The 26,484-nt window shown below is 60.9% G+C and carries 23 protein-coding genes; 10 read left to right on the top strand and 13 right to left on the bottom strand.

The genetic code is table 11. The features are described 5' to 3' along the window. The first annotated feature begins 61 nt into the window (after window positions 1-61). A complete protein-coding gene (locus ACFOW6_RS04310; RefSeq protein ID WP_382421109.1) occupies window positions 62-316 on the top strand; it encodes a DUF1467 family protein in 255 nt (84 codons plus the stop codon). Between the two features lie 315 nt (window positions 317-631). On the opposite strand, the gene ACFOW6_RS04305 is transcribed toward ACFOW6_RS04310, so the two are convergent. Further along, entirely contained in the window at window positions 632-1,924 is a 1,293-nt protein-coding gene (locus ACFOW6_RS04305; protein ID WP_382421108.1) for an NCS2 family permease, read from the bottom strand. 153 nt (window positions 1,925-2,077) lie between these two features. Here ACFOW6_RS04305 and ACFOW6_RS04300 point away from each other — a divergent pair, with 153 nt between their 5' ends. The 3 genes from ACFOW6_RS04300 to ACFOW6_RS04290 all read left to right on the top strand — a co-directional run bounded on the left by ACFOW6_RS04300 (window position 2,078) and on the right by ACFOW6_RS04290 (window position 4,264). After that, window positions 2,078-2,482, top strand: a complete 405-nt coding sequence (locus ACFOW6_RS04300) for a hypothetical protein (RefSeq protein ID WP_382421107.1) — start codon at window positions 2,078-2,080, stop codon at window positions 2,480-2,482. Between the two features lie 93 nt (window positions 2,483-2,575). Beyond that, window positions 2,576-3,148, top strand: a complete 573-nt coding sequence (locus tag ACFOW6_RS04295) for a PAS domain-containing protein (protein ID WP_382421106.1) — start codon at window positions 2,576-2,578, stop codon at window positions 3,146-3,148. A 156-nt stretch (window positions 3,149-3,304) separates the two neighbouring features. Continuing rightward, window positions 3,305-4,264, top strand: coding sequence for a calcium/sodium antiporter (locus tag ACFOW6_RS04290; RefSeq protein ID WP_382421105.1), 960 nt, complete (start codon window positions 3,305-3,307; stop codon window positions 4,262-4,264). A gap of 3 nt (window positions 4,265-4,267) precedes the next feature. Here the strand turns inward: ACFOW6_RS04290 and hpaI are convergent, their stop codons facing one another. Continuing rightward, window positions 4,268-5,050 (bottom strand): 4-hydroxy-2-oxoheptanedioate aldolase, encoded by a 783-nt coding sequence (gene hpaI / locus ACFOW6_RS04285; RefSeq protein WP_382421104.1) that lies wholly within the window; start codon window positions 5,048-5,050, stop codon window positions 4,268-4,270. A 645-nt stretch (window positions 5,051-5,695) separates the two neighbouring features. Here hpaI and ACFOW6_RS04280 point away from each other — a divergent pair. Then, window positions 5,696-6,889: an EAL domain-containing response regulator gene (locus tag ACFOW6_RS04280; RefSeq protein ID WP_382421103.1), complete on the top strand. Its 1,194-nt coding sequence runs from the start codon at window positions 5,696-5,698 to the stop codon at window positions 6,887-6,889. Between the two features lie 206 nt (window positions 6,890-7,095). Beyond that, window positions 7,096-10,095 carry an ATP-binding protein gene (locus ACFOW6_RS04275; protein ID WP_382421102.1) on the top strand — a complete coding sequence of 1,000 codons (3,000 nt, stop codon included), beginning with the start codon at window positions 7,096-7,098 and terminating at the stop codon, window positions 10,093-10,095. 81 nt (window positions 10,096-10,176) lie between these two features. Here ACFOW6_RS04275 and ACFOW6_RS04270 read toward each other — a convergent pair whose 3' ends face one another. The 4 genes from ACFOW6_RS04270 to ACFOW6_RS04255 form a co-directional block, all read right to left on the bottom strand. Further along, the gene (locus ACFOW6_RS04270; protein WP_382421101.1) at window positions 10,177-11,271 is read right to left on the bottom strand and encodes a TRAP transporter substrate-binding protein; all 1,095 of its coding nucleotides are present in this window, start codon (window positions 11,269-11,271) and stop codon (window positions 10,177-10,179) included. A gap of 38 nt (window positions 11,272-11,309) precedes the next feature. After that, window positions 11,310-12,629 (bottom strand): TRAP transporter large permease, encoded by a 1,320-nt coding sequence (locus ACFOW6_RS04265; RefSeq protein WP_382421100.1) that lies wholly within the window; start codon window positions 12,627-12,629, stop codon window positions 11,310-11,312. Next, complete coding sequence (locus ACFOW6_RS04260; protein ID WP_382421099.1) at window positions 12,626-13,201, bottom strand: TRAP transporter small permease subunit; 576 nt, start codon at window positions 13,199-13,201, stop codon at window positions 12,626-12,628. Before ACFOW6_RS04260 ends, ACFOW6_RS04265 begins: the two co-directional genes overlap by 4 nt. Window positions 13,202-13,273: 72 nt before the next feature. Next, the gene (locus tag ACFOW6_RS04255) at window positions 13,274-14,059 is read right to left on the bottom strand and encodes a DeoR/GlpR family DNA-binding transcription regulator (protein WP_382421098.1); all 786 of its coding nucleotides are present in this window, start codon (window positions 14,057-14,059) and stop codon (window positions 13,274-13,276) included. 249 nt (window positions 14,060-14,308) lie between these two features. Here ACFOW6_RS04255 and ACFOW6_RS04250 point away from each other — a divergent pair, with 249 nt between their 5' ends. From ACFOW6_RS04250 to ACFOW6_RS04240, 3 genes are read left to right on the top strand one after another with little or no spacing between them, the layout of a single operon-like run. Then, on the top strand, window positions 14,309-15,733 hold the full coding sequence (locus tag ACFOW6_RS04250) for an NAD(P)/FAD-dependent oxidoreductase (RefSeq protein ID WP_382421097.1): 1,425 nt from the start codon (window positions 14,309-14,311) through the stop codon (window positions 15,731-15,733). After that, on the top strand, window positions 15,726-16,979 hold the full coding sequence (locus ACFOW6_RS04245) for an NAD(P)/FAD-dependent oxidoreductase (protein ID WP_382421096.1): 1,254 nt from the start codon (window positions 15,726-15,728) through the stop codon (window positions 16,977-16,979). Before ACFOW6_RS04250 ends, ACFOW6_RS04245 begins: the two co-directional genes overlap by 8 nt. After that, window positions 16,976-18,412 (top strand): FGGY family carbohydrate kinase, encoded by a 1,437-nt coding sequence (locus tag ACFOW6_RS04240; protein ID WP_382421095.1) that lies wholly within the window; start codon window positions 16,976-16,978, stop codon window positions 18,410-18,412. The genes ACFOW6_RS04245 and ACFOW6_RS04240 overlap by 4 nt, the downstream gene beginning before the upstream one ends. A gap of 83 nt (window positions 18,413-18,495) precedes the next feature. Here ACFOW6_RS04240 and ACFOW6_RS04235 read toward each other — a convergent pair whose 3' ends face one another. The 7 genes from ACFOW6_RS04235 to ACFOW6_RS04205 all read right to left on the bottom strand — a co-directional run bounded on the left by ACFOW6_RS04235 (window position 18,496) and on the right by ACFOW6_RS04205 (window position 25,211). Further along, window positions 18,496-19,227, bottom strand: coding sequence for an ABC transporter ATP-binding protein (locus ACFOW6_RS04235; protein WP_382421094.1), 732 nt, complete (start codon window positions 19,225-19,227; stop codon window positions 18,496-18,498). Continuing rightward, window positions 19,220-19,990, bottom strand: coding sequence for an ABC transporter ATP-binding protein (locus ACFOW6_RS04230; protein WP_382421093.1), 771 nt, complete (start codon window positions 19,988-19,990; stop codon window positions 19,220-19,222). Before ACFOW6_RS04230 ends, ACFOW6_RS04235 begins: the two co-directional genes overlap by 8 nt. 27 nt (window positions 19,991-20,017) lie before the next feature. Then, window positions 20,018-21,256 carry an ABC transporter substrate-binding protein gene (locus ACFOW6_RS04225; protein ID WP_382421092.1) on the bottom strand — a complete coding sequence of 413 codons (1,239 nt, stop codon included), beginning with the start codon at window positions 21,254-21,256 and terminating at the stop codon, window positions 20,018-20,020. After that, window positions 21,253-22,164: a branched-chain amino acid ABC transporter permease gene (locus tag ACFOW6_RS04220; protein WP_382421091.1), complete on the bottom strand. Its 912-nt coding sequence runs from the start codon at window positions 22,162-22,164 to the stop codon at window positions 21,253-21,255. The genes ACFOW6_RS04225 and ACFOW6_RS04220 overlap by 4 nt, the downstream gene beginning before the upstream one ends. Window positions 22,165-22,242: 78 nt before the next feature. Beyond that, window positions 22,243-23,106, bottom strand: coding sequence for a branched-chain amino acid ABC transporter permease (locus ACFOW6_RS04215; protein WP_382421090.1), 864 nt, complete (start codon window positions 23,104-23,106; stop codon window positions 22,243-22,245). Between the two features lie 36 nt (window positions 23,107-23,142). Then, window positions 23,143-24,348 (bottom strand): Tm-1-like ATP-binding domain-containing protein, encoded by a 1,206-nt coding sequence (locus ACFOW6_RS04210; protein ID WP_382421089.1) that lies wholly within the window; start codon window positions 24,346-24,348, stop codon window positions 23,143-23,145. 23 nt (window positions 24,349-24,371) lie between these two features. Next, on the bottom strand, window positions 24,372-25,211 hold the full coding sequence (locus tag ACFOW6_RS04205; protein ID WP_382421088.1) for a phosphoenolpyruvate hydrolase family protein: 840 nt from the start codon (window positions 25,209-25,211) through the stop codon (window positions 24,372-24,374). A gap of 344 nt (window positions 25,212-25,555) precedes the next feature. Between ACFOW6_RS04205 and ACFOW6_RS04200 the strand changes: the two genes are divergently transcribed. Next, complete coding sequence (locus tag ACFOW6_RS04200; RefSeq protein ID WP_382421087.1) at window positions 25,556-26,416, top strand: helix-turn-helix transcriptional regulator; 861 nt, start codon at window positions 25,556-25,558, stop codon at window positions 26,414-26,416. The last annotated feature ends 68 nt before the right edge of the window (window positions 26,417-26,484 follow it).

The following is a 26,484-nucleotide window of genomic DNA, read 5'->3' as shown; positions in this document are numbered from 1 at the left end:
CCGCTGTGGAGAGGTTCTGGCTGTATCCCGAATCGGAAGACAAACCCAAGGTCGACCGGAGATGAACTGGTTTACCGGCGTAATGGTCTATATCGTTGTCTGGTGGGTGGTGATCTTCACCGTCCTGCCCTGGGGCGTCAGACGGGACGACAATCCGGAACCGGGCCACGAGACCGGGGCTCCGAAGAATCCCATGCTGGGGCGCAAGGCCATTGCGACGACGCTGATCAGTGCCGTTATCTGGCTGATTGTCTACTTCGTCATCGAAGCCGACCTCATCTCTTTCCGGGAGATGGCCCCCGACATCTATTCGTGAATGGATCTGTGCTTGCTGACAGTGTTCGGTGAGCCGGACAAAGTAGAGGCAGGTTCGCTGTTGCGACCTGCCTGAAATGGATGGGGCCTTGCAGCCTCTTATCCTGTTCCTTTGCCCGTTTCCTTCTTGAGGGGAAACTGGGCGGCGTTCCTCCGCAGACTTGGCATTCGCGCACCCCTGCGCGAACGATTGTGAAAATAATGGAAAGATATGGCCGAGTCACCATAATTTTATATTGCGCCGCAGCATTCATGGCTTCGAAAAGAAACGGCCCGCCCAGATAAGGATGGGCCGTTTACTTCATGGAACCCTCCGCTATTGCAGGAAGGCGAACTTGATCGCGAAGAGCACGGCGATCAGATAGACCGCAATCGGGCATTCCGCGGGACGACCGGACAGAAGCTTGATGACGGCGTAGGTGATAAAGCCGATCCCGATGCCGTCCGCGATGGAATAGGTGAACGGCATGGCGATGGCTGTGATAACTGCCGGCGTGGATTCGGTGACATCCGTCCAGTCCATTTCCCCCAGGCCGCGTGCCATGATGCAGGCCACATAGAGCAGGGCCGGCGCCGTGGCGTAGGAGGGAATGGTATAGGCCAGCGGGGAAATGAAGAGGCAGAGCAGGAAGAGCAGGGCCACCACCACGGCGGTCAGACCTGTGCGCCCGCCCTGCTGGATGCCCGAGGCGCTTTCGATGTAGCTGGTGGTCGTGGACGTGCCGAGAAGCGCGCCCAGGGCCGAGGCACTGGAATCGGCCAGCAGGGCCTGGCGCAGGCGTGGCAGGCGCCCCTTGTCGTCCAGCAGGCCTCCGCGATGGGCCACGCCCACCAGCGTGCCGGCCGTATCGAAGAGGTCAACCAGCAGGAAGGTGAAGACGATCGTCACCAGGCCGAGTTGCAGGGCCCCACCGATATCCAGCTGCAGGAAGGTCGGCGACGGGTCGGGCGGCAGGTCGAGGAAGCCCTCGAATTCCGAGATGCCCAGGCCGACCCCGATTCCGGTCACCAGCAGTATGCCGATGATGACGGAGCCTGGAATGCGGTGAACGTCGAGGGCCACCATGACGAAGAATCCGAGAAGCGCCAGGATGGCCGGCCAGGCCGTGAGATCCCCGAGCGTGATCAGCGTCGCCTCGCTGGCAACGACAATGCCCGCGTTCTGCAGGGCGATGATGGCCAGGAACAGGCCGATGCCGGCCGAAATCGCCATCTTGAGACTGCGCGGTATGGCGTTGATGATCCATTCCCGCACCGGCAGCAGGGACAGGATCAGGAAGAGGACGCCCGACAGGAAGACCGCGCCCAGAGCTACCTGCCATTCGTAGCCCATGCCGAGCACGACGCCGTAGGTGAAGTAGGCGTTGAGTCCCATGCCCGGCGCCAGGGCGATCGGGTAGTTGGCATAGAGCCCCATGATCAGGGTACCGATGGCCGCGGCCACACAGGTGGCGACGAAGACCGCCCCGAAGTCCATTCCCGTCTCCGACAGGATCGCCGGATTGACGAAGGTGATGTAGGCCATGGTGAGAAAGGTGGTGAATCCGGCCAGCACTTCGGTGCGGACCGTGGTGCCGTGCTCGGCGAGCTTGAAATAGGATTGCAGCATCTTGCCCCCTTTGTGTCTCCGCCGGCCGCGTCAATTTGCTTCCATCGAACCGGCAGGAACTTTCAATCTGCGCTTCCCCCCAGGAAGTCATTTCCCTGCTGTCGTTGACGTGTTTCCGTTTGCCGGAAAACGCGCCTAAGCTATCCTGTCAATATGGTGAAAAGCTACAGCTTATTTTGCACAATTCTCATCCTGCTGACGCCTCTGCCGGTCGCGGCGAAAGATCTGGACCTGACCATCACGCGGCAGGACTGCCGCCTGCTGCAGCCCTATGAAGCGGAAGCCGGTCAGGATCCCGCCTACAAGCCCGGCGAGGATGTCGATGGCAATCCCGTGGCCCCGGCCGATCTGAATGGGGGCACGGGTTTTCGGATACCAGACAGCTTTAGCTTTCCGCTGGAGGTCACGCCCTTTCCCGACAGTGCCTTTTCGAGCTCGGCCATACGCCTGGGGCGGATTCGAGTCGGCTCGGATGGGCGTGTTTTCTGGAACGGGAAGTCGCTCAGTGAGCGCGATCGCTACCTTGTGGCGCAGGAGTGCCGGAAGAATTCAAAGTGACGAGAGAAAGATACCTGGCAAAGCAATTTTTTGGTGCATTTTCTGCTGTGGGGGATACCCTCTTTTCGGGTGCAGACAGGAAGGAGACCCCAGGTGCTGAGAACGGAAGAGGTCGCGCTGAGCCAGGAAGGTCTTCCCGACCTCTATCGCCTGTACTGCTATTGGAACAGCCTGCGCTCGGGTGGGGAACTGCCCCGGAAACGGCATCTGGATCCACTTGAACTGCGTGACCTGCTGGATTGGATCTTCCTCGTGGAGGTGCGCCGTTCCAGCGATGGCCAGCCGGACTTCATCTACCGCCTGGTGGGTGAGGGGATCATGTCCATTCACCAGATCCGCATGAAGGGGCTGCGACCCCAGGATCTCCAGCCGACGCAGTTCGGACAGATCATCTACCGGCATTACTGCGAAGCGCTGCAGCGAGAGGACGCCATCGTCCACAGTATCTCCGGGTGGCAGGACAGCCGGACGCCGCACTACTGTCGCATCCTACTGCCCCTCAGCGATGAGTCGGGGGCCGTGTGCTTCTTCCTGGCGGCGGATCATCATCCCCCATCCCAGCGCCGCCAATCGGAAGCGTATTTCAGAAACGCCATCCAGGAGCAGGAGGAGATGCCTCGGTTACTGGAATTGCGGGGGTGTCTAGAGCAAAGTCACAAGGTTTGAAGGATCGACAGCGATTTGGTTAACCGATGATTTGCTCAAGAAGGATCTTGTAAATTGACCTTGGCAAGATTCTTCGACGGGGCGCTTGTTTCGCCACCATGGGCGCCCATTTGATGGCCGTGCATTGTGCGCTTTCGGGGAATGGCGGGTTCTGGAATGACTTGGTTGTATCTTCTGGCAGGCTTGGTCCTGCTGCTGCTCGGGGGTGAGCTGCTGGTGCGCGGGGCCGTGGCCTGTGCCACGCGCCTGGGGATTTCCCCGCTTTTGATCGGCATGACCCTGGTGGGGTTCGGAACCTCAACCCCGGAACTCGTCACCAGTATCGACGCGGCCTTAATGGGAGCTCCCGGCATTGCCGTGGGCAATGTCGTCGGATCGAACATTGCCAACATCCTGCTGATTCTCGGTCTTGCGGCCCTGCTGTCGCCATTGCTGATCGACACAACGGCGCTGAAGCGGGATGGAGCCATGCTGCTCCTGACCAGCCTGGCCGCCTGCCTCCTGGTATTCTTCGGCGAAGTGAATGCCTGGATGGGCATTGTCATGCTGCTGGTCCTGGGCACTTATGTCGTCTGGTGCTACCTGCAGGAGCGCCGCCTCAAGGACGCCGGTGCCCGGATGCACAGGCACGAGGCCGAGGCCTTCACGCCTTCTGTGTCCCCGCCGTTGTGGCGCAGCCTGGCCATTGCCCTGGTGGGACTGGCCTGCACGCTGGGCGGTGCCCGTTTCCTGGTCTCGGGCGCCATCGACCTGGCTGCCGCGGCGGGCATTTCCGAAACGCTGATCGGCCTGACCATCGTGGCCGTGGGTACCTCGCTGCCGGAACTGGTTACCTCGGTCATGGCGGCGCTGCGCCGCCAGGCCGATGTGGCCTTCGGCAACATCGTTGGCTCCAACATCTTCAACCTGCTGGGTATACTTGGTGTCACCGCCTTGGTCCGGGAGATTCCCGTGCCGCCGGAAATCCTGAAGCTCGATCTCTGGGTCATGCTGGGCGTGACCCTGCTGCTGCTGGCCGCGGCCTGGAGCGGGCAGCGACTGTCCCGGCGTGAGGGCGGCGTCTTCCTGGTGGGCTATATCGCCTATCTCGGCGTGCTGATCGCCACCAGCGGATAGGCATCAACTCTCCAGGTCCGGCAGGCCTTCCCGGAAGCTGCGGCTCAGCGCGCTTGCCTCTCGGCGCAGCAGGCCGATGTCGACCCCCACGGCGACGAACAGGGCACCTTCACGCAGGCTCTGCCAGGCCGAGTCCTGATGGGTGGCCAGGATGCCCGGTGCCGTGCCCGTGGCCAGGATGCGCGAGAAGGCGTTGGAAATGGTCTCGCGTACCTCCGGATGATCGGCGTTTCCCAGATGACCCATGCTTGCCGAGAGATCGGCGGGTCCGATGAAGACGCCATCCACGCCCTCGGTGGCGGCAATGGAGTCGATGTTCTCCAGGCCCTTCATGGTCTCCACCTGGACCAGCAGGCAGATGCCTTCGTCGGCCCTGGCCGCGTAATCGGGAATGGCACTGAAGCGCGAGGCCCGGGCAAAGGCACTGCCGACGCCGCGTACACCTCGAGGCGGGTACTGCATGGCGGCCACCAGCTCGCGCGCCTGCTCGGCGGTTTCCACCATCGGGATCAGGAGGGTCTGGGCGCCGAGATCCAGCATCTGCTTGATCAGGTGTGTGTGGCCGACCGGTGGTCGCACGATGGGGTGTACGGGATAGGCAGCCAGCGCCTGCAATTGGTGCAGGATGGAGCGAGTATCGTTGGGGGAATGCTCTCCATCGATCAGCAGCCAGTCGAATCCGGTGCCGGCGCAGACCTCGGCCGCATAGGAATCGGCCAGCGACATCCACAACCCGATCTGTGGGCGCTTTTCCTTCAGGGCCGTCTTGAAAGAGTTTTCCAGCATGGCGTTCCTTGTTGTTCCATCCCGATTGTAAATTTTCCTGCCGTTTGGGCCACTTTGTCATCAAGCCCTACCCTATCGTGACCTGTTCGTCGACGATAGTCGACTGGCACAGAGGGGCACATTGTTCCGGTTGAGAGGTCCTAGCCAACTGGGTGTGGCTCCGGGTACGCACGCGGAGGCTCCTGTCCGCGCTTCCGGTCGAACCTGGCCGTGGCCAGCGGCAGGTGGGCAACGACTGCTCAGCATAAAGCGCGAGGCTTCCCTGGTTCAGGGGTATGCGGGTGATGGAAACGAGGCCGGGCAGCAGGCCGCCGCAGAGGTGGAGGGGGAGCGATGCTGACCTGCTTGTCCGGCTCCTGGTACGGCTGGTTTATTGTTGCGCTCTGACGGGCGATCAGTATGCACCAGGTGTCCACCGGTATCAGGCGGCTTGAGCCCGAGCGTCAGCCACATGAGGACGATGGCAAACTGTACCAGTCGCGAGTGTTTCTATTCTTGCGAGCGAAGGGATAAAATGCTGGCGTAACATGGTGCATGCTTACGTTCCTTCGACCTTGAAAGTGCAGCCGTGGATAGTATCAGAATCGTTCTGGGCGAAGCAGAGCACTGAGGCATTCCTGGAACGGCAGATAACGCGAGGAACCTGTGTCGACCCTGTCTGATATCGAAGTCTCCAGCGCCCTGGTCATGGATGACCAGGCGGATGTCTGCCGTCTGGTTGTTCGCCAGTTGGAACAGATCGGACTCTCGGCCACAGGGATCTGCACGAAGCCGGAACTGGTCGCCGCCCTGGAGCGTGCCCATCCGGATCTCTTGCTGCTGGACCTTTCCCTTGGGGAAAGCGATGCCATAGAGATCTTCCGGGTCTTGAGCGAACAGCGCTACGAGGGGCGGGCCGTGCTCATGAGCGGGCATGGTGCGCCTATCCTGGAACATGCCCGTCGGATCGGCGAGCGCAGCGGGATCGCGATCGGCGGGATCCTGCGCAAGCCTTTTCGCAGGCAGGACCTTCAGGCGCTCCTGGTCGACATGCCCTCGCCCGTGCGTTCAAGCGATGCGCCGGCGCCGGCCGAGGACGACCCTATGCTGCTGCAGACCGCCATCGACCGGAACTGGCTGGAATTCTGGTATCAGCCGAAGATCAACCTGAAGGAGAACCGCGTCGTCGGTGCCGAGAGCCTAGCGCGTATTCGTCATCCGGAGCGCGGAGTCCTCTCGCCAGCGGCCTTTCTGCCCAGTGCAGGTGTGGATGCGCTCCATGCCTTGACCCTGCAGGCAGTGGAAAGTGCATTCCTGGCTGAGCGGAGGCTTTCCGCCGTGCTGCCGCAGCCGCGGCTTTCCGTGAATCTCGCCGGGCATACCCTGCATTATCCGGATCTTCTGGCTCAGTTGAAAGAAATCCGCGACATCGTGGAAGGTGGAAGCCAGATGATCCTGGAGGTTACGGAAAGCGATGTGATCGAGGACGTCATCGCCGCCCAGGAATTCGCCATGCGCGCCGTGCTGCATGGCTTCGCGATTTCAATCGATGATTTCGGGAGCGGCTATTCAACATTCGAACGGCTGCGCAGGATTCCCTTCTCGGAGCTGAAGCTGGAGCGCAGCCTTGTCGATGGCTGTTCCCGGGATCGGCAGCTGCGCAGCATCTGCCAGGCTGCCGTTCAGCTGGGCCACGATTTCGAGGCCGAGGTGGTGGGCGAGGGCGTGGAAGACATCGCGGACCTGGAGACACTGCGGGAACTGGGGTTCGACCTGGTCCAGGGCTTTCATTTCGCGCGACCTCTGCCCCTGGAGGAGTTCCTGAAGTACACCGCGAGTCGGCAGGACTCACAAGGGTGAGGAACCGAGACGAGGGGTACGGAATTTTACGAGAGAAGCGCGCACGAGTCGCATGATCCGAATCCGCTCCTTCGGGTGTGGTCGTGGTGTGCTTCGCGGCGGCGCTCCCCCTTTAAGTTGAGATGCAGTGAAGTTTCTCGTGCCGAAGCTTGCAAAATCGGCGATTTCGGAAAAGAATTCTAGTCTCGGGCTTTATAGGGGACGGCATGAAGAAGGCGATCATCCTGGCCAATATCCTGGTCGCCGTGATTCTTAGCTCACTTTTCGCACTGCAGGCGGTCACTGAGCGCAACGATTTCATCGAAGCCGCCTATCGGGATGCTGAGAACCTGACCGAAGCCCTGGCCGAGCAGACCTTTCAAACCCTGAGTGGCGTCGATCTGGCTCTCACCACGGTGAGTACAACCATTCAGACGGAGAGCCGCGGAGGCAGGGGACTTCCAGACAATCTGCATGAACTGTTGGAGGATCGCCAAGCCGCGTCATCTTTCAGCATGGCCTATTTCGTGCTGGATTCCCAAGGCCGTGCCGTGGCCACCTCACGCGCGGAAAATCCAGAACCGGTGGATCTCTCCGACTATCCCGTGTTCACACATCATCGGAATACCTCCGATAGTGGACTCTTCATTGCGCCGCCACGCAAAGGTGAGGTCGGACATGCGGAGGGCCAGTGGCTCTCGAACGTGTCCCGTCCATTGACACATCCCGACGGCAGCTTCGCCGGCGTTGTCGCAGCGGCGGTTTCCCTGGATTATCTGCTGAATTTCTACAATGCCCTGAGGATCGGAGAGCAGGGTGTCGTCGGTCTCGTCAATGCTGAGGGGACGGTGATTGCGCGTAGCCCTTTTCGCGAGGAGGCGATTGGTACTGACCTGTCCGACACCGACCTTTTCCGCACCCTGATGTCTCAGCACGAAAGCGGGCGTTTCGAGCGACGCTATATGAGCGACGGGGTCAGACGCCTTTCCGCGTTTCGCCATGTGGGGCACGAACAGACGGGACAGGATCAGGCCGTGGTCTATGTCGGGCTCGGGCGCGAAGAGGTGCTGGAGCACTGGTACGACCATCTGTTCTTCGCCGGCCTGTTGGCTCTCCTGGGCATGATTCTTTTCACCACGGCCTCGGTCCTGGTCTGGCGCAATACGGTCCGCCGGCAGCAGTGGGAGGAAGCGCGCTCAGAACGGCTGCGCATGCTGGCGCAGGAATCGGCGGCGCTAGCCCAGTTCGATAACGTGGAAAGCCTGCTGCAGCATGTGACCGATGTGTCCTGCCGGCTGACCACGGCACACCAGGCCCTGGCCAGTCTGATCAAGGACACAACCTATGCCCAGGCGCTCATGGCCGTCACCCTGTCGGACAAGTACGCGGCCTGGCGCGACTACGACGAGAAATCCGACGGGATCGGCATCTATCATCTGGTCTGCGAGAGCAACCAGGCCATGATGATGACCCAGGAGGAACTGGAGGCGCATCCGGCCTGGACGGGATTCAGCTACGCCAAGGAGCGTCATCCGCCCATGCGCGGCTGGCTGGCCGTGCCGATCATCGGGCAGGACGGCAGCAACCTGGGGCTGATCCAGCTGTCCGACAAGGCCCAGGGCGAATTCACCGAGGATGACCTCAACGAGATGAAGCAACTGGCCAGCATTACAGGTGCGGCGCTGGAGAACCTGATGGCCCTCCAAGAGCGCGACAGGGCATTGCAGGAAGCCAATGCTGCGAAGGAGGAGGTGGAGACGATCTTCAACTCCATCTCCGATGCGGTTCTGGCCTTCGATCGCGAGTGGCGCTTCGTCTACATGAACCCGGAAGCCGAGCGCATCCTGGGACGAAGCCGGGACGCATTCCAGGACAAGGTGCTCTGGGAGGAGTTTCCGGACGTCGTGGGGACCGAACTGGAGAGCGAGTATTACCGCGCCGTACGCGAGAATGTCCCCGTCAGCCTGGAATACTATTACCCTGTCTATGATGCCTGGTTCAGCATCCGGGCCTATCCGCATGAAAAGGGACTAACCGTCTACCTGCGGGACATCACCCAGCAGTTGGAAACCCAGGAACGCCTGCGCCAGTCCCAGAAGATGGATGCCATCGGCCAGCTGACCGGCGGTATAGCTCATGACTTCAACAACCTGCTCACCGTGATCCTGGGCAACAGCGATATGCTCGTCGACGAGTTGTCGGAGGCGGACGAGAAACCGCGCCAGCGGGCAGAAACAATCCAGAAGGCGGGCGAGCGTGCCGCGGAGCTTACTCATCGGCTGCTGGCCTTTGCACGGCGTCAGCCTCTCGATCCCCGCGCCACGGACCTGAACCAGCTGGTGTCCGGGATGGGCGAGATGCTGCGCCGGACGCTGGGCGAGAACATCAATATCGAACTGGTCCGCGGCAGCGGTCTCTGGAAAGCCGTGGTCGATCCCAACGAGCTCGAGAATGCGGTCCTGAACCTGGCCATCAATGCCCGTGATGCCATGCCCGAAGGCGGCAAGCTCACCATCGAAACCGCGAATATTTCGGTGGATGACAGTTATGCAGCGGACCATCGCATGAACCCGGGACAATACGTGATGCTGGCGGTGTCCGACACCGGGCAGGGCATGTCGTCGGAGGTGCAGGAAAAGGCCTTCGAGCCCTTCTTCACGACAAAAGAGCAGGGCAAGGGGTCGGGGCTCGGGCTCTCGATGGTCTATGGCTTCGCCCGTCAGACAGGCGGTCATGTGCGCATCTACAGCGAGCCGGGGGCAGGCACGGCCGTCCGGCTCTATGTTCCGCGTGCCGACGGGGAAGCGGAAACCGCGAAAACCCAAGATGCCGCCGTTCCTATCCAATCGGGGGACGAGCATATCCTGGTCGTGGAGGATGATGACCTGGTCCGACGTCATGCAGTCACGAGCCTGCGCAACCTGGGCTATAGGGTGACGGAATGTGCCAACGGAGCGGCGGCGCTGACCTACCTGGATGCGGGTGAGCAGTTCGATATGCTGCTCACCGATGTCATGCTGCCCGGGGGCATGACGGGCAAGCAGGTGGCGGACGAGTCCCTGCAGCGGGCCCCGGGGCTGAAGGTCCTCTTCATGTCAGGCTATACCGAGAATGCCATCGTTCATCACGGTAGACTGGATCGCGGCGTCCAGCTGCTGGGCAAGCCCTTCCGCCTGAGAGACCTGGCCCGCAAGGTGCGGGAGGTCCTGGACAATCAGGCGTCCTGAGCAGAAGAAGCGCCGCCCCGGGGAAACGGGACGGCGCTTTCCTTGTGCTCCAGCAGTTCAGGCCGCCAGGCCCGAACGTGATCAGGAATAGCGGTACGGGATGCCCGCTTTCTCCATCAGTGCGTTGTACTCCCGGAAGGTGTCGACCACGCGACGGGTGCGCTCGCTGGTCTCCGCGATCTCCTCCCAGAATTCCTCGGCGTCCTTGACCACCTGGTCCCATTCCTCGGCGGGGATGGTGGTCAGTTCCAGCTTTTCGCCGTTCACGCGCAAGTCGGCCTCGCCGCCCCAGTACCAGACCTGGCGATAGTAGTGCGACTGGTCGATGGTGGAGCGGAAGAGCTGCTTCAGGTGGTCCGGGACCTTGGCCCAGCTGTCGCTGTTGGCGAAGTAGGACCCGCACCAGGCGCCGGTGACGTTGTTGCTGAGCGCGTAGTTGCAGATATCGGCCCAGCCGACCTCGTAGGCCTCGGTGAAACCGCACCAGGCCACGCCGTCCAGCTCGCCGGTCTGCAGAGCAACTTCCACGTCATCCCAGGGAACGGTCACGGGCACCAGGCCATAGCGAGACAAGAACCTGCCGGCGGTCGGCACGCCGAAGACGCGCTTGCCTTCCATGTCGGCCAGGGAATTGATCGGCTCCTTGGTGAAGATGTGCAGGGGGTCCCAGGCGCCGGCGCTCAGCCATTCGACGCCGTCGACCTCGCCATAGGCCTCGGCCCAGATCTCGTTCAGGCCGTAGCGGTCGAACAGGACCGGCAGGTCCAGGCTGTAGCGGGTGGAGAAGGGGAAGTATCCGCCGAAGACCGAAACATCGACCGGCGAGGCCATGGTGGCGTCGTCGGACTGCACGGCGTCGATCGTCCCGTTCTGCAGCGAACGGAACAGCTCGCTGGTCGGCACCAGCTGGTCGGCGTAATAGAGCTCGATCTCCATCTCGCCGTTCGCGGCCGCATTGAAGGCCTCGATCTGCGGCTTGATCACATGGGCGCCCAGCGGGGCACCGGAATAGGTCTGCAAGCGCCAGCGGATCGGGCCGTTCTGCGATAGCACGGCCGGGGCCGCGAAGGACGAGGCGGCTATGGCCGCCCCGCCGAGCCCGGCATTCTTGATGAAATTGCGTCGGCCCGCCTGGGGCTGAGGCGTCTCGGTCTGGCCCTGTTTCGTTTTTTTCATGGTCCTGTTCTCCTTGCTTTGTCGTTATGCCGACCGCCTCAGCGGGAGACCTGCTCCGGTAGCCAGAGCGCGATTTCCGGGAAGGCGATCACAAGTATCAATGCCAGCGTCATCACCAGAACGAAGGGGACGATGGATCGATAAATGTCCCAGAGTGAAACCTCAGGCGGTGCCATGGACCGCATGAGGAACAGATTGTAGCCGAACGGCGGCGTCATGTAAGCGATCTGACATGTGATCGTGTAGAGGACGCCGTACCAGATCGGGTTGTAGCCCAGCGAGACGATCAGCGGCACATAGAGCGGGGCCACGATCACCAGCATGGCGGTGTCGTCCAGGAACATGCCCAGCACGATGTACGAAAGCTGCATCATGATCAGCACTTCCAGCGGCGAGAGCTCCCAGTTGGTGATGAAGAGCGTCTCGATGGCCCGCGAGGCGCCGATGCCGTCGAAGATCGAGCCGAAGGCCAGGGCCGCCAGGATGATCCAGAGGAACATGCAGGAGATGCCGAGCGTCTTCTTCACGGTCTCGTGCAGGATCCGGAAGGTCAGGCGCCGGCGGGTGATCGCGGCGATGGTGGCCGCTGTCGCCCCCACCGCCGAGCTTTCCACCAGGCTGGTGTAGCCCAGGACGAAGAGCCCGGTCATGAAGAAGAAGATCAGGAAGGGCGTGATCCCGGCGCGAAGAAGCTTGAGTTTCTCGCGCAGGGGAATGTCCAGCTCCTCCTTGGGCAGGATAGGGGCCAGGTGTGGCTGCAGGCGGCAACGCACGGCAATGTAGATGATGAACATGGCGGCCATCATCAGGCCGGGAATGGCGCCCGCGAGCCAGAGCTGGCTGACCGGCTGGCGCGCGATCATGCCATAGAGCACCAGAACCACGCTGGGCGGCACCAGAATGCCCAGCGAGCTGCCGGCCTGGATGACGCCGGTCACCATGCGCTTGTCGTAGTTGCGCTTCAGCAGTTCCGGCAGGGCGATGGTGGCGCCGATGGCCATGCCGGCGACGCTGAGCCCGTTCATGGCCGAGATCACGACCATCAGGCCGATGGTACCGATGGCAAGGCCCCCGCGGATGCGACCGAACCAGACATGGAACATGCGATAGAGATCGTCTGCGATCCCTGTCTCGGACATGATGTAGCCCATGTAGATGAACAGCGGCAGGGTCAGCAGCGGATACCAGTTGAACAGCTGGAAGGCCGCGTTGAAGGGCATCTCCATGGAACCGGTGCCGTAGAGCAGCAGGGCCGCGCCGGCAGCCACCGCACCGATGGCCGCGAAGACCCGCTGGCCTGTCAGCAACATGACCAGCATGGTCGCGAACATCGTGATCGCGATCATTTCGTAACTCATACGACCGGCTCCTCGCTGCTCTCATGGATCGGCTCGCCGTCGATCGTGCGTCCTTGCGTTTTGGCGAGGTCCTTGAAGAAAGTCGAGAAGACCTGCAGCAGCATCAGGGCGATGCCGAAGACCATGATCAACTTGATGGGGATCATGGAAGGGTTCCACATGGAAAAGTTCCGCTGGTCGGTCTCGATCGCGTAGATCGTGCTCGAGATCGATCCATAGAGCAGGATGACGATATAGAACACCATGAAGCCGCTGGTCAGTACGTCGACCCAGGCCTTGCCTCTCATAGACAGCTGTCCGTAGATCAGGTCCATCCGCACATGGGTCCCCATCTGCAGGGAGTGGGCCCCACCGACGATGTAGTAGGCCGCCAGCGTGAACTGGGCCATCTCGATGGCCCAGTGGATGTTCATCTGGATGATGTTGCGCGAAATCGTATCCGCGAGCAGGACGAAGATCATCATGAAGATCAGGTACATCGCAATGAGCCCGACCTTGTGCGATACCCAGTCGACCGTCTTGACGTAGATCCGTATTGGCCGCGGCATGGCTGCAGCGTTCTCCTTGTTCATTGCCCCCTGTTCCGAAGACCGGAACGGTGTTCGACTGCCCGAAAGAGTAGAGCCTGATAGCAGAGCTTACCATTAGAATGCCACACTTAATCTCTCCAGCCTGTCTAGAAGAGCGCCCTCCGGTGGGCTGTCGGAGAGCAGGCAGTTGATGCGCTCCAGCGGACAGACGGCGAAGGCGGCGCGCCGGTCGAACTTCGAGGAATCCGCAAGAATGATCAGATTGTCCGCCTGTTCGATCATGCTGCGTGCGACCTGCGCCTCCTCGAAATTGGCATCCATCGCACCCTGCTTCGCATCGACGGCGGCCACGGTCAGGATCGCGTGATCGGCGTGAAATCTCTGAATGTCCGCGATCGCCATGGGGCCCAGGGTTTCACCGTTGTCGCCATCGAAACGCCCGCCAACCAGGAAGACCTCGGCCTGTCGTGCCTTTTGCGTGAAGGTTCGGGCAACGCGGTAGGAATTGGTGAGTACGGTCAGCCGGTCGATCTCGGACAGGACCTCGGCGGCGATCACCGTGGTCGTGCCCGTGTTGAGGAACAGGGTTTCGCCCGGCGATATTCGCTGGGCCAGCTTCCCGGCCACGATACGTTTCGCGGCACTCTGGTGATCCATGCGCTGGTGAAAGGGATCCTCCTCGCGCAGGCGTGGAAGCTTCGCACCGCCGTGAACTTTCTGCAGGATACCGTTCTCGGCCAGCGCGCTCAGGTCGCGACGGATGGTTTCATGGGAGGCGCCGAAGCGCGCCGCCAGACTCTCGACACTGACCCGGCCCTGGTCGCGGACCAGTTCGGCGATCCTGGACTGACGCAGCCGCGGACCGCGTATCCTGTCTTCGCGCGGAGGTGAGGCCTTCATCGCACAGTCCGTGCCTTCACTCGCCGTGATCGGCGTTCTGTTCGCATGTAAATGACCGAATCAACATATCCCTGTTCATCTTATTGATTTTATTTTATATTTTTCAAAGGCGTAGAATTATCAAAGTTGACCGAAAGGGCAACAATAGCTACGGTACGAAGTGGTGCTGGTGCGCACAACCAAAAAATCACCTTTAATCTCGCGCCCGATCGACGGCGGGCGTGCCCTGTCGAAAGGCTCGTAGGCGCCGTGGCGCAATCGCACTCCCCACCTTCGGAAACATTCGACATTGCCGTTGTCGGCGGTGGTGTCGTGGGCTGCGCCATGGCACGCCGCTTCACCCTGGAAGGCGCGCGCGTCGTCCTGCTCGAGAAGGCCGTGGATGTCCTGGCCGGGGCCAGCAAGGGCAACAGTGCCATTCTGCACACGGGCTTCGACGCTCCGCCCGGCTCCCTGGAACAGCGCTGCATTGCGGAAGGCCATGCGGAGTTTCTCGAAATCCGTGATGCTCTCAAGCTGCCCCTGCTGCAGAGCGGCGCGATCGTTGCAGCCTGGACGCCCGAGGAACAGGACAAGCTGGAGAGCCTGATGGAGCAGGCCCACGCCAATGGCATCGAGGATGTGCAGCCGCTCACGGCCGCTGCAATCCTGGCCGAGGAGCCCAACCTTGCGTCCCGGGTCAAGGGCGGTTTCCGTGTGCCGCGCGAGGCGCTGATCGATCCGTGGAGCACACCCCATGCCTATCTGCTCCAGGCCCTGACGAACGGGGCAGCAGTGTGGCGCGGCTGCGAGGTGACGGACGGCATGTTCGACGGTGCCGAATGGGTGCTGGAGACGACGCAGGGTTCGTTGCGGGCGTCCAGCGTCATCAACTGTGCCGGATTGTACGGGGATATTCTGGACCAGCGGCTGTTGGGCGAGACCTTCTATTCCATACGGCCGCGCAAGGGACAGTTCCTGGTCTTCGACAAGGCAGCGGCGCGGCTGGTGTCTTCCATCGTCCTGCCGGTTCCCACGGAGAAGACCAAGGGAATCGTCGTTTGCCGGACCATCTATGGCAATGTCCTGGTCGGGCCGACTGCCGAGGACCAGGAAAGCCGCACGGACAGTTCAACCGACCGCGACACCTTGGTCCAGCTGCATCGCAAGGGGGCCGAGATCCTGCCGGCCCTGGCGGAGGTGCCGGTGACGGCTGCCTATGCAGGGCTGCGGCCGGCCAGCGAGCAGAAGGACTATCGGATCCACGAACGTCCCGAACGGAACTATATCTCGGTGGGCGGTATCCGCTCGACGGGGCTCAGTTCGGCTCTCGGGGTTGCCCGCCATGTATTCGAACGGCATCGCGGTTTCGGCCATCGCTTCGCGGCGCTGGAGAGGCCGCTCCAGGCGCCGGCCTGCGGCGGGCTTTCGGAGTATGATCCGCGGAACTGGCAGGAAGCGGCCAATGGCGGCATCGTCTGTCACTGCGAACTGGTCACGCGCCGTGAGATCGAACAGGTGCTGAGCGGCCCCTTGCCCCCTCACAGCCTGGCGGGCCTCAAGCGGCGCACCCGGGTCACCATGGGACGCTGCCAAGGGTTCTACTGCATGGGAACCCTTGCGCGCATGACCGAGGGCGCCTTCGATGTTCCGCTCGCCTCCGTTGTAGACGAGCCGGGAAATCCCGATGAGTGAGGCGCGGGGTCTGCCCCAGAGTTGTGACGTGGCCATTGTCGGCGGCGGCCCCGCAGGTTTGGCCGCCGCCGCGGAACTGAAGGACCGTGGCATCGGGCGCGTGCTGGTGCTGGACAGGGAGCCGGCCGCCGGCGGCATTCCCCGGCACTGCGGCCATTACCCCTTTGGCATGCGGGAGTTTCATCGCGTCCTGCGCGGCCCTGACTATGCCGAGCGCCTTGTGGCACGTGCCCAGGCGGCCGGAGCCGAAATCCACAGCGGTGTCACCGTGACCGGCCTGCAGCCCGGCGCGCGGCTTTCGCTGACGACACCGGACGGACCGGCGGAGCTCGCAGCGAAACGGGTCCTGCTCTGCACCGGCGTGCGGGAGACCAGCCGCGCGGCGCGGCTGATCGGCGGGCAGCGTCCGCTCGGTGTCATTCCCACGGGAGCCCTGCAGTCCATGGTTTACCTGGAGGGCGTGAGACCCTTCGAGCGACCGGTGATCCTGGGCAGTGAACTGGTCTCGTTCTCCGCCCTGCTGACCTGTCGCCATGCCGGGATCCGGCCCCAGGCCATGATCGAGGCCAATCCGCGGATCACCGCGCGGGCGTTTGCGCTGGGCCTGCCGCGCCTGCTGGGGGTGCCGGTCCATCTGGGCAGCGATCTGGAGCGGATTCTCGGGCGGGAGCGGGTCGAGGGCGTGGTGCTGCGCGACGACCAGGGTCATCAGCGGGACCTGGCGTGCGACGGCGTTCTCGTGACCGGGCGCTTCACGCCCGAGGCCACGCTGGCCCGCATGGGACATCTTGAACTGGACGCCGGCACCGGCGGACCGCGGGTGGACCAGGACGGGCGCAGCTCCGATCCCGATTGCTACGTGGCCGGCAACCTGCTGCGCCCGGTGGAAACCGCCGGCTGGAGCTGGCAGGAAGGGGTGCGGGTGGCCGGCCGCCTGGCCGAGAGCCTGGCGCGCTCCAGGCCCAGCGAGGATACGGTCGTACTGCAGCCCGGCGAAGCTGTCCGCTATGTCGTGCCGCAGCGGGTGACCCTGCCGCTGGAAACGGCGGCCCTGGAGCGCATCCAGCTGCGGGTGATGCGTCCGGTGCGGGGCAGACTGGTGCTGCGCTCGGCCGGGCGCCTGTTGTGGGGGCGGCGCCTGTCCGCCCTGCCGGAACGGCGTATCCTGCTGCCCCTGGATGTGTTGCGGCATGCCGTACCGGGGCATCCGGTGGAGGTTTCTTTCGAGGAGGAGGACGGACGGTGACGGTCGTTGCGCTTGATCAGGGAACCACGAGCACTCGCGCCCTCGTCCTGGATGACGCGGGTGACTCGAAGGTCGTGGCAACCCGGGAGCATCGCCAGTTCTATCCGGCCCCGGGTTGGGTCGAGCATGACCCCGAGGAACTGATCTCTGCGCTCAGGTCCTGCGTAGAGTCGGCCGGTGCCTGCTCAGCCATCGGCATCGACAACCAGGGGGAAAGCTGCCTTGCCTGGGACGCCGAAAGCAAGCAGGCCATCTCGCCGGTTATCGTCTGGCAGGACAACCGCACCCAGCCGCAGGTCGAGCGCCTCCAGGCCGAGGGGGCGGCCGAGGCCGTCCTGGAGCGCGCGGGCCTGCCGCTGGATTCCTATTTCTCGGCCTCCAAGCTGGCCTGGATCCTGGAGACTGTACCGCGCGCCCGCGAACTCCTACGCCTGGGGCGCCTGCGTCTGGGAACCACCGATGCCTTCTTTCTCGATCGCCTGACAGGACGCTTCGTCACCGACATCAGCACGGCCTCGCGCACCTCCCTGATGAACCTGGCGCAAGGCTGCTGGGATTCGGAGCTCTGCCGCCTCTTCGGCGTGCCCATGGACTGCCTGCCGGAGATCGTTCCGACGACGGGGGATTTCGGCGTCATGGAAACCTCGCACGGTGAGGTGCCCGTAACGGCCAGCATCGTCGACCAGCAGGCCGCCCTCTACGGTCATGGGTGTCGCGCCCCCGGGCATGCGAAGGTAACCTTCGGCACCGGCGCCTTCGCCCTGATGGTCACCGGCACGGAGCTCTTTCGCGCGCCGGAGGAGGGCCTGCTGCCGACCGTGGCCTGGCAGAAGGCGGGCGAGGCTCCGGTCTATGCTCTGGATGGGGGTATCTACAGTGCCAGTGCGGCCGTGAACTGGGCACGCGGCCTGGGCCTCTTCGATGAGCTGGAACAGCTCAACGACTTCCGGGGACCGCCGGTCATGGAAAGCGGTCTCGTCTTCGTGCCGGCCCTGGCCGGCCTGGCCTGTCCCCATTGGGACCGCGGGGCGCGCGGTCTATGGGCGGGCCTGTCGCTGGAAACCACGGGCCTGGATATGGCGCGGGCCGTGCTGGAGGGGGTGGCCTGCCGGGCGGCGGAGGTCCTGGAGGCCATGCAGCTGCGCCGGCCGGTCAGCGGGGCGCTCTCGATCGACGGGGGCATGGCCAAGAACCCCTATTTCCGTCAGTTCCTGGCCGACCTGCTGGAGCGCGATATCGTCCAGGCGGCCAGCACGGAGCTGACGGCGCTGGGCACCCTGCAGCTGGCAGCCGAAGCCATTGGTCATCCCGTCCACGAACAGGGCGGCAAGACGACCATCCCACCCCGGGCTCCCTGCAGTTACCTTCTGGAAGGATTCCGGAAAACCGTGACCTTCAGCCGGGAGTGGGGTGAGCGAAACAGCCGCCCGTAGCGCCCGTCTCTGCCGCGATGATCGGCCCCTTACGCCTTTCTGACTGATGGTCTGTCCGGTCAGGTTCTGATGGAAAGTGCCATTCAGGCTTGGATTCCGCTCAATCCAAGATACTGGTCTCTAGTCTGCGGGTCCTTCAGGAAATCTTCGGTAGGAGCCTCATAGACGATCCGCCCTACATTCATGACATAGACACGGTTCGCAGCAAGCTCCGTTGCTTTCAAGTTCTGCTCGATCAACAGCACCGGTATTCCTTGCTTCACAAGATTGGTCAGGCCATTGCAAACGCGCTCAACGATTGTTGGCGCAAGACCCTCGGTTGGCTCGTCCAGAATCAGACACCGTGGATTGGTCATGAGTGCACGCGCAATGGCCAGCATGGACAACTCTCCCCCTGAAAGATGTTGGCCCAATGCCTTGCGGCGTTCAGCGAGGGACGGAAAGAAATCGAAAATCTGGTCAATCGTCCAATTGCTTCCAGTCGTGGAATGTCGCTCAACGACCTGCAGGTGTTCCATGACTGTAAGAGAGGGAAAGAGGCGACGGCCTTGAGGAACATACCCAACACCCAGTTGGGAGATCGTATAGGGTTTGAGCCCTGCCAGGGAGGTGCCTTCAAGTTCAACCTGGCCAGTCATCTGCGGTGGGCGAAGCCCCAGCAGGGAACGGGCGAGCGTTGTCTTGCCGGCGCCATTGCGCCCCAGGAGCGCAACACACTCCGCTCCCAACTCCATGGATACGTCCTGAACCACGTGAGCTTGGCCGTAATAGGCGTTGAGCGCTTCAATTCGCAGGATCGTATTGTCATTATGCATCGGCATACCCCAGGTAGGCATCTCGCACCTGTGGATCACTCGCGACCACGGAGGGAGGTCCGGACGTCAGTATGCATCCCTGATGCAGCACAGTGATTCGGTCGCATAGATCAAGGACCATATCGACGTCGTGTTCTATGATCAGAAGGCTGATTTCCGAGGGAAGTTCGCGAATGGTCGCAGACAGACGATCACGCTCTCGAGGGGAAAGGCCTGCCGCGGGCTCATCCAGAAGAAGCAGGCGCGGTTTGCGATGGAGCACCATAGCCAGCTCCAATTGGCGCTGCATTCCGTGCGAGAGATTGTCCACCGTTTCGTCGAGCCATTCATCGAGTTCAAATTGCTTTGCACTCTCCATCAGCGCTTGGTTGTCCAAAGCCCTGTGCCAGGGCTGAAGCATGGAGGGCAGTCGTCCATCGCCCAGGCTGAGTACAAGATTTGCACCAACCGTGAGCGGTTTTGCCAGGCTGGAAACCTGATATGTACGCCCCAGTCCCCGCAAAACCCGGTCCTGGACAGAGAGGTGGGTAAGTTCCTCTCCGTCCAGGTGAACAGATCCTTCATCGGGTTTGAGGTCGCCGGCGATAAGATTGAAAAGAGTGCTTTTCCCGGCCCCATTCACACCAATCATGCCATGGCGCTCGCCCGGTTTCACCTCGAAGTTGACGTTCTCCAGGACACGCGCGGATTTGAAGGCTTTCTTCAGTCCGCTGACCTCGAGATGCCCACCTTCGGTGTATTGCTCTTCTGGGCGTAGCGCCATGGCCTCTACTCCGATATCCGGTCTGGATCAGCCGTAGTACTCGTCCGAGCAGTCGCCCGGCGGGAAGTCACGAGAATCCGGTTCGGTATCAAGATATTCTTCAGGCTCGTAAGGTCCGAACTGGCTCACGTTTTCGTAGGTTGCGACCGGCACATTGCGGAGGTTGCCATCTACTTTCTGCACTTCATTGATGTAGATGTTCTGTACCGGGTTGCCGTATTCGTCCAAATGGAACGGACCTCTTGGTGCATCCGGCATTTCTGTCGCCCGAAGCTCATCGATCAGGGGTTCGCGCTCCTTGCTGTCGATGGCTTCAACCGCGTCGATGACCATTTTTGCGGAGACATAGCCATGTTCCGAGGTGGCCATGGGGACGCGATCGAACATCTCTTCATAGGTTTTCCTGAATTCACGATGTTCAGGCGTATCGAGCTCCTCGGAGTACTGCAGGGCGGATATGCCGCCCACGGTCTCTTCGCCCATGGCGGGCAGCATGCCCGGAGCGTAGAAGTTCGAGCCACCCATAAGCGGCGTGTCCCCGTGACCGAACTCGATGTACTGACTGAAGAAGGAAACCCCGTCTGTGCCTGCGCCGTTGTACATGACGGCATCAGCATCCGGCAGAGTGGCGAGGATTGACGAAAAGTCATCACTGCCCACGGGGTGCCATATTCTCTCTACGCTTTCACCTCCCGAACGGCAGAAGGTCTCCAGGAATCCACCGATCTGATTGTGCGGAAAGGAGTAATCCTGTCCCACCATCACGATGTCTTTCCAGCCTTGTTCGGCCGCATATTCGCCGAGGGCAAACATGGGCTGTGCTCCCGTCCAGCCGGCGCGGACCACATTGTGATTGCGGTCACGCATGGTGATGTCCTCTGGCGCGGAATAGGCGACCACCATCGGCATCCCATTCTCTCCGGCCCAATCATTCGCTGCGACGCCGATGTTGCCGGAAACGGGGCCAATGATGACATCCACCTCATCCTCGGTACGCAGGCGTTCCAGTCGCGTGATGGCGGTCTCGGGATCACCTTCGTCATCAACAACGGTGAGTTCGATGTCGTAGTCTCCAGCTGTGCCATCGGCTTCGGCGACAGCCATCTCGACACCTTCGACCATTGTCTCGCCGAAAGCGGCAAACACACCGGTCATGTTTCCGATCACACCGATGCGAAGTTCTTCCTGGGCATTGGCGGTTGCGGCACTGAGACCGGTAGCCGCCATTACACCGGTCGCTAATAGACAGCTTCCGAGCGTTTTCATTTCTCTCCTCCTCTAAGTGGATTTCCAGGAGATTTTCCCGTCCAATCGAGTCTTGGACGGATTTTCACCCAAGCGGCTTCGACCCAGGGGGCGAGACCGTTGGGCATGAGCAGGATCACCAGGATCAGGATCGTGCCGAACACGATCAGATGGCGATCCGTGAACTGGTTGAGAACGGCTTCCAGCGTAACCATCAGCAGGACGCCCAGGGGAACACCGCTCAGATAGCGGTATCCCCCGACCACGGCTGCGATGAGAACCCAGATTGCACGTCCGATATCGAGAGAAGTTGGTGATATGACGCCAACCTGATACGCCAGAAGAATGCCGCCGAGACCCGAAAGCAGCGCACAGAGCACGAACGTGAGCAGGCGCGCCCTGAGAACGGGGTGTCCAAATGCCTTCATTCTGGCCTGGTTCTCCTGGATACCTCGCAGGAGCAGGCCGTAGCGGGAGTTGACCAGCCTCCATGCGGCGTAGAACGCGAGAATCACGAGTATGGTTGCGCCTGCATAGAACTCACGCGTTTGAGAGAGATCCAGGCCCGCGAGGGTTGGAACCGGAATGTTGCTTATCCCGTCCATCCCCTGTGTCATGCTGCTCCATTGGAATGACAACGCCCACACCATCTGTCCGAGGGCGAGCGTCAACATTATGAAGGCAATCCGATAAGCCCTGAGGGTTATCAGGCCGAAAGCGATCGATGTGACGAGGACGACACCCAGGGCAATCAAGGGCGCCCAGGGAAATTCAATTCCATAGCGCACTCCAAGAATCGCTATGGAGTACCCGGCAAGTCCCGAGAACGTCGTCTGGACAAGTGAAACCAGGCCCAGTTGCCCAGCCAGAAGACTGAAGGACAGGACAATGAGACAATAGATCATGAATCTATTCGTCAGCACCATCATGTAATCTGTGGCCAGCAATGGCCAGAGCAACAGAGCTATGGCGCCAACGAGAAGGGCAGTTCTGGAAGAGGTCATTCGCTACACCTCCCGTCCAAAAAGCCCTTGGGGCCGAAAGGCAAGAATCAGTGCCATCGGCAGAAACAGGGCAAAGAGGGAGAACTGTGGAATGAAGGCGCTGGCATAGCTCGTGATCAGTCCGGTGATGACCGCCCCGACCGCTGCCCCGGTAATGGAGCCAAGCCCGCCTATTATAATGACGACGAGAGACAGCATGAGGATTCTGACATCCGTGTCATGCGAGAGCGACAGGTAGGATGCACCGACCACCCCTGCGAGTCCGGCAAGAAAGCTGGCGAAGGCGAAAACGGCGGTAAACAGAAGCCCGATGTTGATGCCTTGGCTTTCGGCTGTTTCCCGGTCGTCGACACCGGCGCGGATGGCTGCGCCAATGCGTGTACGACCGAGGATAAGCCACATCACGATGCCCAGTACCACAGCGGCTCCGAGTATCAGCAGCCGGAACCTGGGATACATTGCGAAGTCCAGATTTACCGCCCCACGCAATTCGGGCGGCGCCTCCAGGGATTTTGGATGCCCCCCATAGATGGCAAGCATGGTGTCGGCAATGATCATGCCTATGGCGATCGTCATCATCGCCTCGGACAGCTCCATGCCGCGGATCCGTACAAGGAGCACTCGTTCGGTGAACACTCCGAGCAGGAGAGCGATAACGCCGCCGGCCATCACGCCGACGATCAATGAGCCACTCATCTGGTATGCCGCGACCCCGGTATACCCGCCAAGCATGTAGAACGCGCCATGTGCGAGATTGACAACGCGCATCAGTCCAAAGGCCAGGGTCAGCCCACTGGCTGTTATGAACAGCAAACCGGCTTGAGTTAGGCCGTTCAGGGTCAGTACCGTGAATATCGACAGATCCATGTGTGGCTTCCGCGAATAGCTGTTTGACGAGTCTGCTTATGTCTTCAACACGCTTCGCACTTCTTCTACGAGCAAGGATGCAAACGAGGGGTCATTGATATGCAATGGGGCCTTCACAAGCTTGTGGTCGGCCTTCTCCTGAAAGCTTTCCTCTATGGCATTGATCATTGCCTCGTTTGCATCGGGCGCATGGAACGGTTGCCCCGGTGCGTCGAGCATTGAAACGCCACCTTCAGGGATGACCAGTCGTACGGGACCAGGGGAGAGATTGATCTTCTCTGCAAGCCAGCGGCCAGCCGCTGCCATCTCTTCCGCGCTCGCGCGCATCAGCGTTACACTCGGGTTGTGTTGATGGAATAACCGTCCCGCGAATTTTGACGGAACGCTTGCGGGTTCGCGAAAGTTCACCATATCGAGCGCGCCGACACTGCCGATCCAGGGGGTGCCGCAGCGTAGAATCGCACTCAGGCGCTCTGATCCTGCGTCACAAGTCCCGCCGACGATATGATCGAGTATCTCCGTGGTGGAGATATCCACGACGGCCTCGATGGCACCGGAGTCCACAAGCTTCTCCATGGAGCGGCCGCCAACGCCTGTTGCATGAAAGACCAGGCATTCGTAATCCGATTGCAGCGCATAAGAGACCGCTTGGACACAAGGCGTCGTTACGCCGAACATTGTCAGGGCGATGGTCCCTCTGTGGTCATCGGGGCTATCGCCATCTGCCTGGGCCGCCAGCATGCCGGCAAGTGCCCCGGCGGCGTTGGCCAGGACACGGCGTGAAATGCTGTTCAACCCGGAGATATCAACGACAGGATAGACCATCGTGATATCTGAGGTGCCGACGTAGGCGGAGACATTCCCTGAGGCAACAGTGGAAACCAGGAGCTTCGGGATCCCGATAGGCAGCTGTTGCATTGCGGGGGCGATCATCGCCGAGCCGCCTGATCCGCCCAGGCCGATCACGGCATCAACATCGGATCGTCCGGAAAGCCAAATTGAGAGGGCTTCGGCCATTGCCGTTACAGCAGTGCCCCGATCCTCGAGGCCAATGACCGCGTTTGCTCCAGAGGGGTGACACGCCGCAACCTCCGCTGCCGTCGTGTCCTTGCCCTGGTCTGTGCTGCCGGTGGAGATGTCAACTGAATGGACAGTTATTCCATGACGTTGCAGCACGTCGGCAACGAAAGAGAGTTCGGCTCCCTTTGTGTCTGCTGTTCCGATTACGTATGCCGTTGTCATGGCCGATACTCTCAATCCTGAATTCAGGGTGTTGCGAGAGATATGCGCTTGAAGGTTTCTATCTCTTGGGTGATGGCTCGCTCCACCGGAAGCCGCTCCATACTGCTTGCGCCATAGAAGCCGTTGCATGCCGGGCAATGCGAAAGGATGTATTCTGCGTCTGAGGGCGTCGCTATAGGACCGCCGTGGCAGAGCACGAGTATATCGTCCCGCACGCTGCGTGCGGCCTCTGCCCATGAGCTGATCAGCTCAATCGACTGATCGAGCGTCTTTCCCGATTTTGCCCCGATCGAGCCCCCGACCGTGACGCCCATATGGGCGACTATGATATCCGCCCCGGCGCGCGCCATGGCGACCGCCTCTTCGGAAGAGAAAACGTAAGGCGTGGTCAGCAGATCCATGCCATTGGCAATCTCGATCATGCCGACTTCCTGATCATAGGAGATGCCGGTTTCTTCCAGGCTCAATCTGAAGTCGCCGTCGATGATTCCGATTGTCGGGAAATTCTGCACCCCGGCATAACCAAGTTGTTTCAGCTCGGAGAGAAGGTTGGGCAGGTTGACGAAAGGGTCTGTGGCATTGACCCCTGCAAGGACAGGCGTTTGCTTTATGACAGGCAGTATTTCTGCTGCCATTTCCTTTACAATGGCGTTGGCGTTTCCGTATGCCAGCAGACCAGCGGAAGACGCGCGTCCGGCCATGCGATAACGGCCGGAATTATAGACGATAACGATGTCTATACCCCCGGCTTCTTCGCATTTTGCCGACAGGCCAGTTCCTGCGCCGCCACCTATGATAGGAATCCGCTCGGATGCCATTTCATGGAGCCGCTTCATGAAGGATTGGCGGTCAAATGGGGCCATTGTATTGGTTTCCTCTCGTTTCTTGTCCTTCTGCCGGGCGGAATCCAACGCTTTGGTTCAGGTGAGATCCTGTGCCTGCGAAGCGCGATTCATCGGGTCACTGAGCTGGCCACCATGGCTGAAATGCTTCGCGGCAAGAGGTCCCATTCCTGATTAAGTACTGAATTCCACATTCCTTAATCCACTGCATTTCAGGATTACATCCCTGGAGGCAAGCCTGTCTGCATAGTGTTCTTCTGTCGCATCTGTTCCATAATCGGCGATAAGCACTATTTACCGTTGATAATTGGAAGCCAGATCGTCTTTCATGGTCATTAGGGTACGAAAGGAATGGGGCCGTTGCCATGTCCACGCAACACGGGAACCTACTCGAAACACACATTGTTGGTGAGGATACGCGGCAATGGATTGTGCAAGCGAGCGACTGCCAGGCACTTGCTCAGAAACACATCTCCCATGTCGGCGTTGGAGATGCGGCGATCCCCTATAGAATCGTGAGGACAGATCTTTCAGGGGCCTATGTACATGGGACCGTAGGGGGACAGGGACGTATGCTGCTGGATGGACGGTGGCGTATGGTACGAGCCGGCATGACATCCTTTGCGCCGGCCCATGCGCTGCATGCCTTTCATGCCATTCCCTCAACACGCTGGCAGTATTGTTGGGTCCGGTACATGTCCTCGTCACTGAGGTCGGTCGCAGACGCTATGGCTCCGGTGCTTGCGCCATTTGATGCAAGGCCTTTGCGGCATGCCATTCTGGGCCTTTACAATGAGGTGACCTATGGCACCCAGGACATGGGCAGTTGTAGTCTGTGGGTTGATCTCATGGAGAGATACATTGCTCGATTGGCTGATCCCTGGAGGCGGGATGAGCGTATCGTAGCGGTCTTCAATGCGGTTCTGGACGCATTGGACGAGCCATGGCGGCTTGAAGATCTTGCGGAGATTGCCGGTATCAGCGCAGAGCACCTGAGACGGAGTTGCCGCAAGGCCTTTGGCAGAACGCCCATGCAGCAGGTAACTCACCTTCGTATCCAGCATGCAGCGCACAGGCTTGTAACCACCAACGACAGCGTAGACCTGATTGCCCACGAAGTGGGCTATGAGAATCCGTTCGCGTTCTCGAACACCTTCAAAAGAATGACGGGCGTTCGACCATCACAGTTTCGTATTCGCTCAAATCAGCTTGAAAATTCCGGGTAAAGGTTTTGCCATTATTTAAAATTGAATTAAATAAAGTTGGTAGTAGTTAAGTAATCTATCAAGTATAA

This window comes from Fodinicurvata halophila (assembly GCF_042651425.1).
Taxonomy (GTDB): Bacteria; Pseudomonadota; Alphaproteobacteria; order Kiloniellales; family DSM-21159; genus Fodinicurvata; species Fodinicurvata halophila.
The sequence above is the reverse complement of the archived record's forward strand: the minus strand, read 5'-3'. Positions and strand labels throughout refer to the sequence as shown.